This is a genomic window from Lentzea sp. NPDC036955 (assembly GCF_055608005.1).
In genome coordinates this window covers 254,133-267,447 of sequence record NZ_JBVJRC010000003.1, presented here as the reverse complement: position 1 = coordinate 267,447, position 13,315 = coordinate 254,133, and the positions used below count along the sequence as shown (strand labels likewise).

General features: G+C 71.6%; 13 protein-coding genes. 7 read left to right on the top strand and 6 right to left on the bottom strand.

The annotated features are described in order from the left end of the window. Positions 1–16: 16 nt before the first annotated feature. Positions 17–526, top strand: a complete 510-nt coding sequence (locus ACZ7CF_RS10425; RefSeq protein WP_458429350.1) for an Lrp/AsnC family transcriptional regulator — start codon at positions 17–19, stop codon at positions 524–526. 24 nt (positions 527–550) lie between these two features. Here ACZ7CF_RS10425 and greA read toward each other — a convergent pair whose 3' ends face one another. Together greA and ACZ7CF_RS10415 are read right to left on the bottom strand one after the other, a co-directional pair. Continuing rightward, positions 551–1,048 carry a transcription elongation factor GreA gene (gene greA / locus ACZ7CF_RS10420; protein WP_360385997.1) on the bottom strand — a complete coding sequence of 166 codons (498 nt, stop codon included), beginning with the start codon at positions 1,046–1,048 and terminating at the stop codon, positions 551–553. Between the two features lie 184 nt (positions 1,049–1,232). Beyond that, positions 1,233–1,655, bottom strand: coding sequence for a DUF4307 domain-containing protein (locus tag ACZ7CF_RS10415; protein ID WP_360385999.1), 423 nt, complete (start codon positions 1,653–1,655; stop codon positions 1,233–1,235). A gap of 96 nt (positions 1,656–1,751) precedes the next feature. Here ACZ7CF_RS10415 and mca point away from each other — a divergent pair, with 96 nt between their 5' ends. Beyond that, positions 1,752–2,621, top strand: coding sequence for a mycothiol conjugate amidase Mca (gene mca, locus ACZ7CF_RS10410; RefSeq protein WP_360386001.1), 870 nt, complete (start codon positions 1,752–1,754; stop codon positions 2,619–2,621). Between the two features lie 2 nt (positions 2,622–2,623). Next, on the top strand, positions 2,624–2,872 hold the full coding sequence (locus ACZ7CF_RS10405) for a hypothetical protein (protein WP_458429349.1): 249 nt from the start codon (positions 2,624–2,626) through the stop codon (positions 2,870–2,872). Positions 2,873–2,920: 48 nt separating this feature from the next. Here the strand turns inward: ACZ7CF_RS10405 and ACZ7CF_RS10400 are convergent, their stop codons facing one another. Beyond that, the gene (locus ACZ7CF_RS10400) at positions 2,921–5,389 is read right to left on the bottom strand and encodes a polynucleotide kinase-phosphatase (protein WP_470369443.1); all 2,469 of its coding nucleotides are present in this window, start codon (positions 5,387–5,389) and stop codon (positions 2,921–2,923) included. Continuing rightward, positions 5,389–6,726 carry a 3' terminal RNA ribose 2'-O-methyltransferase Hen1 gene (locus ACZ7CF_RS10395; protein ID WP_458429347.1) on the bottom strand — a complete coding sequence of 446 codons (1,338 nt, stop codon included), beginning with the start codon at positions 6,724–6,726 and terminating at the stop codon, positions 5,389–5,391. The genes ACZ7CF_RS10400 and ACZ7CF_RS10395 overlap by 1 nt, the downstream gene beginning before the upstream one ends. A gap of 55 nt (positions 6,727–6,781) precedes the next feature. On the opposite strand from ACZ7CF_RS10395, the gene ACZ7CF_RS10390 reads away from it, so the two are divergent. The 3 genes from ACZ7CF_RS10390 (at position 6,782) to ACZ7CF_RS10380 (ending at position 10,061) form a co-directional block, all read left to right on the top strand. Next, positions 6,782–8,761, top strand: coding sequence for a thioredoxin domain-containing protein (locus tag ACZ7CF_RS10390; RefSeq protein WP_470369442.1), 1,980 nt, complete (start codon positions 6,782–6,784; stop codon positions 8,759–8,761). A gap of 58 nt (positions 8,762–8,819) precedes the next feature. Next, positions 8,820–9,374, top strand: coding sequence for a hypothetical protein (locus ACZ7CF_RS10385; protein WP_470369441.1), 555 nt, complete (start codon positions 8,820–8,822; stop codon positions 9,372–9,374). Positions 9,375–9,473: 99 nt separating this feature from the next. Then, entirely contained in the window at positions 9,474–10,061 is a 588-nt protein-coding gene (locus ACZ7CF_RS10380) for a hypothetical protein (RefSeq protein ID WP_470369440.1), read from the top strand. Here ACZ7CF_RS10380 and ACZ7CF_RS10375 read toward each other — a convergent pair. Continuing rightward, positions 10,045–11,676, bottom strand: a complete 1,632-nt coding sequence (locus tag ACZ7CF_RS10375; RefSeq protein WP_470369439.1) for an ATP-dependent DNA ligase — start codon at positions 11,674–11,676, stop codon at positions 10,045–10,047. The genes ACZ7CF_RS10380 and ACZ7CF_RS10375 overlap by 17 nt on opposite strands. A 90-nt stretch (positions 11,677–11,766) precedes the next feature. Between ACZ7CF_RS10375 and ACZ7CF_RS10370 the strand changes: the two genes are divergently transcribed. Beyond that, the gene (locus ACZ7CF_RS10370) at positions 11,767–11,907 is read left to right on the top strand and encodes a hypothetical protein (RefSeq protein ID WP_470369438.1); all 141 of its coding nucleotides are present in this window, start codon (positions 11,767–11,769) and stop codon (positions 11,905–11,907) included. A 44-nt stretch (positions 11,908–11,951) separates the two neighbouring features. Here the strand turns inward: ACZ7CF_RS10370 and pdxR are convergent, their stop codons facing one another. Then, positions 11,952–13,298: a MocR-like pyridoxine biosynthesis transcription factor PdxR gene (pdxR, locus tag ACZ7CF_RS10365; RefSeq protein ID WP_470369437.1), complete on the bottom strand. Its 1,347-nt coding sequence runs from the start codon at positions 13,296–13,298 to the stop codon at positions 11,952–11,954. Positions 13,299–13,315: the final 17 nt, after the last annotated feature.

Genomic DNA, 13,315 nt, shown 5'->3' with positions numbered 1-13,315 from the left:
TTTTGTACAGTGATGCGTGGCCGAAGACCAGCAGAGTGAGCACTCTGACCAGACAGTCGACGAACTGGACGCACGGCTGCTGCTGCTCCTCACCGACGAGCCGCGGCTGGGCGTCCTCGAATGCTCCCGCAGGCTCGGTGTCGCACGTGGCACCGTGCAGGCCCGGCTGGACCGGCTGACCGGCCGCGGTGTGCTCACCGGGTTCCCGCCCGCGCTGGACCTGGGGGCGATGGGCTACGGGCTGACCGCGTTCGCGACGGTCGAGATCGCGCAGGGCCGCCGGCAGGAGGTGTGCGAGGGCCTGGCCGCGATCAGCGAGGTGTGCGAGGTGCACGCCACGACCGGGCAGGGCGACCTCTTCGTGCGGATGGTCGCGCGGTCCAACGCGGACCTGCAGCGCGTGGTCGACCACATCGTCGACGTGCCGCACGTGCGCAGGCTGTCGACCTCCATCGCGCTCTCCACGCCGGTGCCGCCGCGGGTGCGACCGCTCCTGGAACGCGTGAAGGGGCGGTCACCGCAGTGACCGCCCCTCCGCAACGTCGTGTGATCAGCCGGAGTACGGCACCGCGGAGATCAGCGTGACCTTCTGGAGCTTGCCGTTGGGCAGCTCGTACTCGACGGTCTCGCCGTCCTTCGAGCCGTTCAGCGCCTTGCCCAGCGGTGAGGACGGGGAGTAGACCTCCATCTCGCCGTGCGCGCCCTCTTCCCGCGTCGCCAGCAGGAAGGTCTCGGTCTCGTCGTCGCCCTCGTAGCGGATCGTGAGCACCGTGCCCGGTGCCGCGACACCCTTCGTGGTGGGAGCTTCGCCGACCTTCGCGGCCTGGAGCAGCTCGTGCAGCTGGCGGATGCGCGCCTCCTGCTTGCCCTGCTCCTCGCGAGCCGCGTGGTAGCCGCCGTTCTCGCGGAGGTCGCCCTCTTCGCGACGAGCGTTGATCTCGGCAGCCATGACCGGGCGGTACGCGATCAGTTCGTCCAGCTCAGCCTTGAGCCGGTCGTAGGCCTCCTGGGTCAGCCAGGTCACCTGGGTGTCGCTCACGGTCACCAACTCCTCGTCTTGCTCCGGCGCACGCGTGTGTGCCAGATAGTTCCCGGGCCGCCAGCCCGGAACGGAAAAACACGGCCCGCGCCGGGGCCGTGCTTGAGCTGCAATAGTAACACGGAGACAACGTTCAGCGACGGCGATTTGTTCCTCATCTCGCCGCTTAAACCGCAGATCACCCGCTTGGCCGCTAGGTCGTGGACAAGTAGGCGGGAACCTGGTAGGAGCAGCCGAACACTTCGCCGGTGACCGGCGGCTTCGAACCGCGAACAACAGTTGTCTCGACAACGGTCGAATTCCCCGGCGGGATCAGAACTTCACGCCGACCCGCTTCGTCCCCGTCCTTGGACCGGGCCCGAATGATGCAGACGGCCGGTCGCTCCGGTTGGTCTCGGGAAACCTGGAAAGTGACCTGCACCCGCTCGCTGTCGAGGATCTGGAACGCCGTCTGTTCGGCCTCGATCGGTTTTGTGCCGAGATTTCGGTAACCGACGAACGCGACGACCGCACCGACCACCACGGCTACGGCGAGTAACGCCCACCGCGCGAGCCTGGGCATCGCCGCGCGGCTGCTCTTGCCGTACCGCCCCTCGGGGAGAGCGCGCTGTGCCACTATCCCGCGCCTCCTCAAGCCTCTGGGGAACAATGGTGCTCGACGTTCAGTTGTTGAGTGTCGCAGGACCGTTCACACAGGAGGACCACGGGGGTCATGGCCGACAAGCTGCGCCTTATGGCAGTGCACGCACATCCCGACGACGAGTCGAGCAAGGGCGCGGCCACGATGGCCCGCTACATCGCGGAAGGGCACGACGTCATGGTTGTGACCTGCACCGACGGTGGTGCGGGCAGCATTCTGAACCCGGCGATGGACAAGCCGGACGTGCTCGAGAACATCATCGAGGTCCGCCGCGAGGAGATGGCCAACGCGGCCAAGATCCTCGGCATCCAGCACCGCTGGCTGGGCTTCAAGGACTCCGGTCTGCCCGAGGGCGACCCGAAGCCGCCGCTGCCCGAGGGCTGCTTCGCCCTCGTCCCGCTGGAGGAGTCGGTCCCGTCGCTGGTCGAGGCGATCCGCGACTTCCGCCCGCACGTGATCGTCACCTACGACGAGAACGGCGGCTACCCGCACCCCGACCACATCCGCACGCACGAGATCTCGATGGCCGCGATCGACGCGGCCGCCGACGCCTCGTACAAGCCGGAGCTCGGCGGGGCGTGGGACACGGTGAAGGTCTACTACTCGCACGGGTTCTCCCGCGCGAAGCTGGTGGCGTTCCACGAGGCGCTGGAGGCGCGCGGCCTGGAGTCGCCCTACACCGAGTGGCTCGCGAACTGGGACGCCGCCCGTCCCGACGTGATGGACCGCGTCACCACCCGCGTCCAGTGCTCCGAGTACTTCGACGTCCGTGACGAGGCCCTCAAGGCCCACGCCACCCAGATCGACCCGACCAGCCGCTGGTTCGCCATCCCGATGGACATCCAGGTCGAGGTGTGGCCCACCGAGGAGTACGAGCTCGTGCGCTCGCAGGTCGACTCGACGCTGCCCGAAGACGACCTGTTCGCCGGAGTTAAGGTCTAGGGGTGAACCCCTGGACCGACACGGTTGCGATCGTCGCTGTTCAGCAGCCGTCGAACACGAACGACGACAAGGGCGGCCAGGGGGAGGACTTCGGCAAGTCCTCCCCGGTCGGCCTCGTCCTGCTCATCCTGTTCTTCGTCGCCGTGTTCTTCCTGGTGCGCTCGATGAACAAGCACCTGAGGAAGCTGCCCGCGTCGTTCGACGAGCCGGCGGAGACCGCGGAGCCGGCGAAGGCGCCGAAGAAGGACTGACCGGGTTCCGGCGCACGCCCGCCAGGATGCAGGCGTGCGTCCCGGCCGTCACAGTCGCGGGTCCACCGGTTCCGACTCCAGCGCCAGCACGCCGAACACGCATTCGTGCACGCGCCACAACGGCTCGCCGCGTGCGACCCGTTCCAGTGCCTCGATGCCCAGTGCGTACTCGCGCAACGCCAGCCCGCGCTTGCGGCCGAGGCTGCGCTTGCGCAGACGGGCCAGGTTCGCCGGCTCGGTGTAGTCGGGGCCGTAGATGATCCGCAGGTACTCGCGCCCGCGCACCTTCACGCCCGGCTGTGCCCGCCGGGTCAGGTTCGCCAGCGGCTTCACGACCATCCCCTCACCGCCGTCCGCTGTCAGCGACTCCCACCACTCGACCCCGCGCGCCACCGAGGACTCGTCGGTGACGTCGACCACGAGGTGCCGAGTCTGCTGCCACAGCGGACCCTCCAGCGCACCCAGCTTCTCCAGGTGCCACAGGTGCGAGCGGTCGTGGAACGTCTGCCCGGCCGCCGCCAGCAGCTGGAACGGTGCGATCCGCACGCCCTCCAGACCGTTCGTGGGCCAGCAGTAGCGCGAGTAGGCCTCCTGGTACGCAACGGCGTTCGCGGCACGACGCGAAGTACGCGCCAGCAGGTCCGACACGTCCACACCACGGGCCGCCGCAGCCGACAACGCCTCGACCGCCACCGGCAGCGCGCCACCGGCCGCCGCGCCGACCGCCGCGTACTGCTCGCGGATCAGGCCGGAGGCCTTGGCGTTCCACGGCAGCAGCTCGGCATCGAGGAGCAGCCAGTCGGTGGCGAGCTCGGCGAACAGCGGCCGGACGGCCTCCCGCACCCGGTCGAGCAGTTCCTCGCCCAACGCGCCGTCGAAGAACGCGCGGCCGGTGCGCGTGTACACCGCCCCGCCCTCCTCGCGCACCAGCAGCACCGCGCGGGAGCCCATGTGCTTCTCCTCGCAGATGACCTGCGCGACACCGGCCGCGCGGTACTCGGCGAACGCGTCGGAGGGGTGCTCCAGCACGTCCTCGCGCCGCGAGGTCGCCGTGGGCGCCATCGTCGGCGGCAGGTACAGCAGGTCGTGCGGGTCGATCGCGAACCGGCTCATCACCTCCAGCGCCGAGGCCGACTGCTCCGCGCGCACCGTCACCGCGCCCATCACCGACGTCTCGATCCGGCGCAGGCCGGTGACGTCGGTCAGCGACAGCACGTCCGGCGCGCGCTCGGCGACCGGCGGCGGGAACGGCCGGTCGTTCTCGTACCAGACCTGGTGCGCCTTGACGGAGACGAGCTCCTTCTCCGGGTAGCGCAACGCGGTCAGCTTCCCGCCGAACACCACGCCCGTCTCCAGGCACATGGTGTTGTTGACCCACTCGGCCTCGGGCACCAGCACGTGCCCGTACAGCACCATCGCGGAGCCGCGGTAGTCGTTCGCCCACGGCAGCCGCACAGGCAGGCCGTACTCGTCGGTCTCGCCGGTCGTGTCGCCGTAGAGCGCGAAGCTGCGCACCTTCGCCGACGCACGGCCGTGGTAGCGCTCGGGCAGGCCCGCGTGCGCCACGACGAGCTTGCCGTCGTCCAGCACGTAGTGCGCGATCAGCCCGTCGCAGAACTTCTGCGCAGCCAGGCGGAACTCCTCCGGCTCGTGCGCGAGCTGCTCCAGCGACTTCTCCAGCCCGTGCCGGACCGTCACCTTGTGCCCGCGCAACGCGCGGACCAGCTTCTCCTCGTGGTTCCCGCGCACGCTCAGCGCGTGGCCGTTCGCGACCATGCCCATGACGAGCCGCAGCACACCGGGCGTGTCCGGGCCGCGGTCGACCAGGTCGCCGACGAACACGGCCCTGCGGTCACCCGGCGGCAGCGCGTCGACCGCGCGCCCCTCCTCGTCGCGGACCAGCGCGTAGCCCAACTCGGTGAGCAGCTCCTCCAGCTCGGCGCGGCAGCCGTGCACGTCACCGATCACGTCGAACGGGCCGGTCTCGTGCCGCAGGTCGTTGAGCAGCTTCTCGTACACGACGGTCGCGTTGTCCACATCGGACTCCGAGCGCAGCACGTGCACGCGCTTGAAGCCCTCCTTGCCCAGATGCTTCAACGACCGGTGCAACGCGGCCCGGTGCCGCTTCACGACGTGCGCGCCGAAGTCGCGGTCCGGCCGCGATGCGTTGCGCCGCAGGCAGACGTCGGCCGGCGTGTCCAGCACGATCGCCACCGGCAGCACGTTCGCGCGCTTCGCGATCTCGACCAGCTTCGCGCGGTCGGGCGCCTGCACGTTGGTCGCGTCGACCACGGTGACCTTGCCGGCTTCCAGCCGCTTCGCCGCGACGTGGTGCAGCACGTCGAACGCCGCCGCGGACGCCGACTGGTCGTTCTCGTCGTCGGAGACGAGCCCGCGGAAGTAGTCGCTGGACAGCACCTGCGTGGGCAGGAAGTGCCTGCGCGCGAACGTGGACTTGCCCGAGCCGGAGGCTCCGACCAGCACCACCAGGCACAGGTCCGGGATCTTCAGTTCCATCAGTTCTCCGCCCCCAGGCTGAACACGGCCATCTGGGTCGGTGCGCCACGTTCGGCGTCCTCCGGCCCGATCGGCACATGTCGCACGGTGTAACCGCGTCGTGCGGCCACACCTCCCGCCCACTCCCGGAACTCCGCGCGAGTCCACTCGAAACGGTGGTCGGAGTGCCGCAACCGGCCCTCCGGCAACGTGTCGAAGAGCGGGTTGTACTCCACGTTCGGCGTGGTCACGAGGACCGTCGCCGGGCGCGCGACCACGAACACCGAGTGCTCCAGCGCGGGCAGCCGCGACGGGTCGACGTGCTCGACGACCTCCATCAGCACCGCCGCGTCGTACCCGGCGAGCTCGGGGTCCGCGTAGGTCAGAGCCGACTGCCGCAGCGTGATCCGCTCGCGCGCCCGGTCGTTCACGCGGTCGAGCTTCAGCTTGCGCGCGGCCTCCTGCAGCGCCTTCGCGGACACGTCGACGCCGTGCAGCTCGGTGAACTCGGGTTCGTCGACGAGCACCCGCAGCAGCGCGCCCCCGCCGCAGCCGAGGTCGAGCACGCGCTTGGCCCGCGCCTGCTTGAGCGCCTCGACCACGGCCACCTTGCGCTGCGCGGCGAGCGAGACCTCCGGTTCGGCCAGCGCGTTGTCCAGCTCCTCCGGCTCGACCTCGTCGACCTCGGCGAGCCGTTCCAGCGCCGACAGCACCAGCGGCCGCTTGCGCGCCAGGTAGCGAGTGGTGATCAGCTCCTTGTCCGGGTGCTGCGCCAGCCAGCCGTCACCGGCCTTGAGCAGCTTGTCGACCTCGTCGGCGGCGACCCAGTAGTGCTTGCCGCCGTCGAGCACGGGCAGCAGCACGTACAGGTGCCGGAGCGCGTCGCTGAGCTTGACCGTGCCGGTCAGCGTGACGTCGCCGTAGCGGGAGTCGCCGTGCTCGTCGACCTCGACGGTCCAGCCCAGCGGCGTGAACAGCCGGTCGGCGAGCCGGTGCGGCAGCGCGGGAATGCGGACCACCAGCGGGATCGGCGTGCGCGCCAGCTCCGGGTAGCTGTCGCTGCGGCCGTTCATGGCGGTGCGGAACACGCTGCCGAGCGCGACCGTGAGCAACGACCCGGCCGCGTACGGGCGGTCGTTGACGTACTGGGTGAGCGTGCTGCCGGGACCTCGCACCAGCGCGACCGGGTCGACCTCCAGCAGGAGGGCGACCGTGCACTCCTCGTGCGTCGCCTTCGGGTAGAAGACGTGCGCGACACCCGAGCTCGTCGTGAACGACTGGGCCCGGTCCGGGTGCTTGTGCAGCAGGTGACCGAGGTCGGTCGCCGGCCGGTGGGTGGTGGTCATGGTGAGCAACACCCGGTCGAGTCTGATCGAGAGTCGCCGTTTCCGCTGCTCATTTAGTGTTGTTCGCATGACGAACCGGCTAGCGGACGCGACCAGCCCCTACCTGCTGCAGCACGCGGACAACCCGGTCGACTGGTGGCCGTGGTGCCCCGAGGCGTTCGAGGAGGCCCGGCGGCGCGACGTCCCGGTGCTGCTCTCCGTCGGGTACGCGGCCTGCCACTGGTGCCACGTCATGGCACACGAGTCGTTCGAGGACGCCGGCATCGCCGCGTACGTGAACGAGCACTTCGTGGCGGTGAAGGTCGACCGCGAGGAACGCCCGGACGTCGACGCGGTGTACATGGAGGTCACGCAGGCCATGACCGGCCACGGCGGCTGGCCGATGACCGTGTTCCTCACCCCGGACGCCAAGCCGTTCCACGCGGGCACCTACTACCCGCCGTCGCCGCGGCCCGGCATGCCGTCGTTCCGGCAGCTGGTCGAGGCGGTCTCCTCGGCGTGGACGACGCAGGGTGACGAGGTGCTGGCGTCCGCTTCGGCCGTGGTGGAGGAGATCTCGCGCCGCGCCACGCCGCTACCGCCGTCCACTGTGGACGCCGAGGTGCTGGGCGGTGCGGTGGTGTCGTTGCTGGGCGAGTTCGACCGGCGCAACGGCGGCTTCGGCGGCGCACCGAAGTTCCCGCCGTCGATGGTGGTGGAGTTCCTGCTGCGCCACCACGAACGCACGGGCTCGGTGCAGGCGCTGTCGATGGCGACCGTCACGGCCGACGCGATGGCCGACGGCGGCATGTACGACCAGCTCGGCGGTGGGTTCGCCCGATACAGCGTCGACGCGTCCTGGGTCGTGCCGCACTTCGAGAAGATGTTGTACGACAACGCTTTGCTGCTCCGCTTCTACACGCACCTCACGCGTGTCACGGGTTCTTCGCGCTATGAGCGGGTCGCGCGTGACACGGCCGGGTTCTTGCTGCGCGAGCTGCGCACGGACGAGGGCGGCTTCGCGGCGTCGCTGGACGCGGACACCGAGGGCGTCGAGGGCCTGACCTACGTGTGGTCGTACGACGAGCTGGGTGCGGCGGCGGCAGAAGCCTTCGGCGTCACCGAGGAGCCGAACTTCGAGGACGGCAGGTCCACGCTGCGGTTCGTGTCCGAGCCGGGGGAGGACGTGCGGGCGGCGTTGCTCGCGCGGCGTGCCGAGCGCCCGCAGCCCGGCCGCGACGACAAGGTGGTCGCGGCCTGGAACGGCATGGCGATCGCGGCGCTGGCCGAGGCGGGCGCGTTCTTCGGCGAGACGTCCTGGGTGCTCGCGGCGACGACGGCGGCCACGACGCTGACCGGCGTGCACCTGGTCGAGGGACGGCTGCTGCGGACCTCGCGCGACGGCGTCGCCGGCCCGTCCGCGGGCGTGCTGGAGGACTACGGGTGCCTGGCGGACGGCCTGCTCGCGCTGCACCAGGTCACCGGGTCGGTGCGGTGGCTCGACACGGCGTGCGGCCTGCTGGACACGGCACTGGCGCGCTTCGCCGTCCCCGGCACCGCAGGGGCCTACTTCGACACCGCGGACGACGCCGAGGCGCTGGTGCGCCGCCCGGCCGACTCGACCGACAACGCCTCGCCCTCCGGTGCCTCGTCGCTGGCCTCGGCGTTGCTGACCGCGTCCCTGCTGGTCGGCGCGGACCGGTCGGCCCACTACGCCGAGGCCGCCGCTGCGGCGGTGACCCGCGCGGGTCTGCTGGCCGCACGCGCGCCCCGGTTCGCGGGTCACTGGCTCACCGTCGCCGAGGCGCTGGTGGCGGGCCCGGTGCAGGTCGCCGTGGTGGGGGCGGTCGACGATCCGCGCCTGGTCGAGCTGTTCGCGACGGCGGTGGCCCACGTGCCCGGCGGTGGGGTCGTGGTGGCCGGCGAACCCGGCTCGGCGCCGTTGCTGGAGGACCGTCCGCCGGTGGACGAGGCGCCCGCCGCGTACGTGTGCCGCGGTTACGTGTGCGACCGGCCGGTGGTGTCGGTGGACGCGCTGGTCACTTCACTGTCGGCGAACACCCTCTGACTGATTGCAGGCGTAACGTCGGTAACGACGTAATCATGTAATCAAGGGTGTGGTGGAAATGGGACGTGGATGGCGCGGACGAGGAGGCTGGCAGCAGGCTGACCTGCCACCGGCCGACGACGCGGCGGCCTGGTTCACAGGCCGGCTGCCGGACGGCTGGTTCACCGGCGCCCCCGAGGTCGTCGTCGACCGCGAGGAGATCACCGTCGTCGGCACGCTGCCCGACCTGGAGGGCGAGTTCGACGACGCCTCCCGCGCGGCGGCCGAGTCGGGCCGCATCTCCCGGTGGCGCGAGCAGACCCGCGACGAACGCATCGAGATCGCCCGCCAGGCCGAGCACCGCTACGGCCGCAAGGTGGCGTGGGGCGCCGTGCAGGGCGGCACCCGCGAGCTCTTCACGCACCTGGCCGTGCCGGTGATGACGCGCCTGCGTCAGCCGGAGCGCCAGGTGCTCGACACCCTGGTGGCCGCCGGTGTGGCGCGGTCACGGGCCGATGCGCTGGCGTGGGCCGTGCGGCTGGTCGGGGAGCACGCGGACTCGTGGCTGGCCGAGCTGCGGGACGCGATGTCGAAGGTGGACGACCTGCGGGAGCAGGGCCCGGACCTGACCTGAGGTCCAGAGCGGCGTGGACCGGCTCCCCCCGCGACTTCCGCCCGCGGGGGAGCCGCTGCCGCACCCCGGCTCGGTGCCGCCGTCCGGTTGCCCTGCGGCGTGAGCTGCGCCCGGTCGGCCAGGAAGGCGCTCGACGTCTCGCTGCCGCTGAACCAGCGGGTCAACGGCCTGAAGGGCTGCGTCGAGTGCTACCACCTCATCGGGTTCGCGGCGTCGATGAGCTTCCTGGAGGCCGTGGCCGGTGACTTCGCCTCCGGCCCGGCGGCGTTGCCACTGGCGGTGGAGGTGCTGACGGCCGGCCGGCACGCGTGGCAGGCCGAGGTCCGCGCCTACGCCGTGCTGCGGCGGCGGGCCAAGCGGCTCGGTCTGCGGGTGCCGCACCCAGCCGCGCCCAACCCCAACCGGCCGTCGCACTGGCACGGCGCACGGCGGGAAGCGGCGTTGCACGCCGTCTGGTTCCGGTACTCGAAGGGCGCCATCGCCGACGTCGACCTGCACTGCCTCGCCGCCGCGCTGGTGCGGCGCGGCCGGCTCACGGCGGTGCAGCTCGCCATGTTCGACCAGGTGCACGCCGGGTTGGAGGAGCGCTTCGCCGCCGCCGGCACGCACGACTACCAGCGCTACGACGAGCTGCGGCAGCTGCTCGCGCTCGCCACGCAGATCGCGGTCGTCACGGGCCGGTGCTGAGCGCCGTCGGCAGGAGGGCACGCACCTCCTCGATCGTCGTGGCCTCGGACGGGTCCTTGTCCGGGCGGTAGCGGACCACGCGGGCGAAGCGCAGGGCCACGCCGCCGGGGTAGCGCGACGAGACCTGCACGCCGTCCAGCTCGATCTCGATCACGAGCTCCGGGCGGACCATCACGACCCACTCGTCCTCGGAGACCGCGATCTCCTGCAGGGCCTTCGTCTGCCAGGTCAGCAGCTCGTCGGTGAGGCCCTTGAAGGTCTTGCCGACCATGATCGGCGGGCCGCCGTCCGGGTCGCGGGCGCCGAGGTGGAGGTTCGACAGCCAGCCGCGGCGGCGCCCGGAGCCCCACTCGACGCCCAGGACCACGAGGTCGAGGGTGTGGACCGGCTTCACCTTCTGCCAGGAGCGGCCGCGCCGGCCCGCCGCGTAGACCGAGGACAGCGACTTCACCATCACACCCTCGTGGCCAGCGCCCAGCGACGCCGCCACCACCGCGCCTGCCTCCTCCGGTGACGGGTCGAGGACGCCGGGGATGACGTGCTCACCCGCGACCGAGCGCAGGGCGGCGAGGCGGTCGCGCAGCGGTTCGTCGAGCAGGTCCTCCCCGTCGAGGTGCAGGCAGTCGAAGAAGTACGGGTGCAGCAGCAGCTCGCGTTCGTCCTGTGCGCCGAAGCGGCTCATCGTCTCCTGGAACGGGCGCGGGCGGCCCTCGTCGGTCAGCGCCAGCGTCTCGCCGTCCAGCACGACCGAGGTGCACGGCAGGCCGCGGACGAGCTCGACCAGCTCCGGCACGGTCTTGGTGATCTCCCGCAGCGTGCGGGTGTAGACGTGCACCTCGTCGCCGGAGCGGTGCACCTGGATGCGGGCCCCGTCGAGCTTGTGCTCCACGACGCAGCCGCCCAGCTCGGTCAGCGCCGCGTCGAGCGACTCGGCGGGGGAGGCCAGCATCGGGCGCAGCGGCCGGCCGACCTCCAGCCGGAACGCCTCCAGCTCCCCGGCACCGCCCCGCAACGCCGCCACGGCCGTCTCCGGCAGGCGACCGGACAGCATGAACGCCCGGCGGACCGCCTCACCCGGCACGTCCGCCGCCGAGGCGATGGCGTCGAGCATCACGCCCTCCAGCGCGCCCTGGCGCAGCTCACCGGTCAGCAGGCGGCGCAGGAAGTCCTGCTCGGCGGCCGTGGCCAGGCCGAACAGCCCCACCAGCAGGTCGACCCGCCGCTGCGCCGACCCCTTGCCGGACGTCGTGGCGACGGCCCCCAGGGTCAGGTCGACCTCGGCCACGGTCAGCGACGGCTCCGCGGCCGGGGGCACGGACAGGTCGAGGACCGTCCGCCAGCCGGTGCCGATGCGGCCCTGCCGGGGCGTGCCGATGAGGAACGACACGACGGCGACCACCGTGTCCGCGGTGCTGGCGGCGTTCTCGGCGTCCAAGGTGCCCTCGGCTCCTGCGGCGTCCCCGGTGCCAGCGGCGCCTCCGGCCCCTGCAACGTCCTCGGCGTCCGCGGGGGCCACCGCCGCGCGCAGCACCGCGGCCAGCGCCTTGACCTTGGCCAGGCGCGACCGCGTCGCCGCCACCGCGGCCGACGTGTCGACTACTTCGGAGAGGTGCACGGTTTCATGGTGCACCCGTGCACTGACAATTTCTCGAGGGCCGGACTAGGCTGGGCCCGACATTCGTTCTACCTGGGGGTTCACCGCGCCATGCGAGCCGTCAAGATCATCGCCGCCGCCCTGCTCGTCGCCGCCGTCGCCGCTGTCACGGCCGGTGCCACCGCCGGTCAGGCCCGCGAGCACATCCTCCAGGGCAACACCGCCGCCGAGAAGCGCGAACACATCCTCTGAGCAGGCTGCCAGCTGTTGTACCTGTGACGCCCTGAGCTCCCGCTCTAGACCACCGCGGCGATCTCGCGGACTGCCTCGCGCAGGCGGTCCGGCGTCAGCGCGGCGTAGCCCAGCACCAGTCCGGGCCACATGGGCGTGCGCGCGTACTGCGCGAGCGCCCACACGTGCACACCTCGCGCCTCCAGTGCGCGCTTCAACGCCATGTCGTCCGTGCCGTCCGGCATGCGCAGCACCACGTGCAACCCGGCCGCGACACCGATCGGCTGCCACGACGGCAAGTGCGTCGCAACGGCGTCGAGCAACGCATCCCGGCGCTTGCGGTAGAGCGCGCGCGTACGGCGCAGATGCCGGTCGTAACCACCGGTCCGCAGCAGGTGCGCGAAGGCGGCCTGCGGGATCGTGCCGGTGCCCATGTCGTTGTACTTCTTGCGGTCCACGACACCCGCGCGCAACCGCTCCGGCACCACCAGCCACCCCAGCCGCAGGGCCGGCGCGAGCACCTTGCTCGTCGTCCCCTGGTACACGACGTGGTCGGGCGCCAGCGCCTGCAACGCGCCCAGCGCCGGCCGGTCGTAGCGGTGCTCGGCGTCGTAGTCGTCCTCGATGATCAGGCCGTCCCGCTCGCGCGCCCACTCCACCAGCGCCCGCCGCCGTTCCGGGTGCAGCACCACCCCCAGCGGGAACTGGTGCGCCGCCGTCACCAGCACCGCGCGACAGTCCGTTCTGGACAACAGGTCGACCCGGATTCCCTTGTCGTCAACGGGAACCGACACCGGCTTGAGGCCGTGCGACCGCAGCAGGTCCGCGCCGCCGAAGTGGCTCGGCTCCTCGATCGCGATGCTGCCGTTCAGCATCCGCGCGGTCAGCTGCAGCCCGTCCGCCGAGCCGTTGGTGATCACCGCGTCGCGCGCCACGACCGCGCGCACCCGCGCCAGGTAGTCGACGATCTCCTTGCGCAGCCCCACGAACCCGGCCGGGTCGGGGTAGGCGAGGTCGTCGTCGGGCAGCTCGGCCAGCGCCGCGCGGTGCGCCGCGACCCAGTCGGCGCGCGGGAACGCGCTCAGCGCGGGCAGTCCCGGCCGCAGGTTGTACCGCCAGCGCCGCGGCGGCTCCGGCACCCCGCACACCCCGGCCGGCCCGAGCGCCGCGACCGTCGTACCCGACCCGCGCCGGGCCGTGAGGTAGCCCTCCGCCACGAGCTGCGCGTACGCCGACGTGACGGTGCCGCGCGCGACGCCGAGCTGCGCGGCCAGGTCGCGCGACGACGGCAGCCGCGTGCCCGGTGCGAGCCGCCCGTCCCGGACCGCCCGCCGCAGCGCTGCCTCCACGCCACGGCGCCGCTGGTGCTCGGGCAGCAGCAGCTCGCGGAAAGTGGTCCAGTTCGCAGACATCGAAGTGGAGCTTAAAT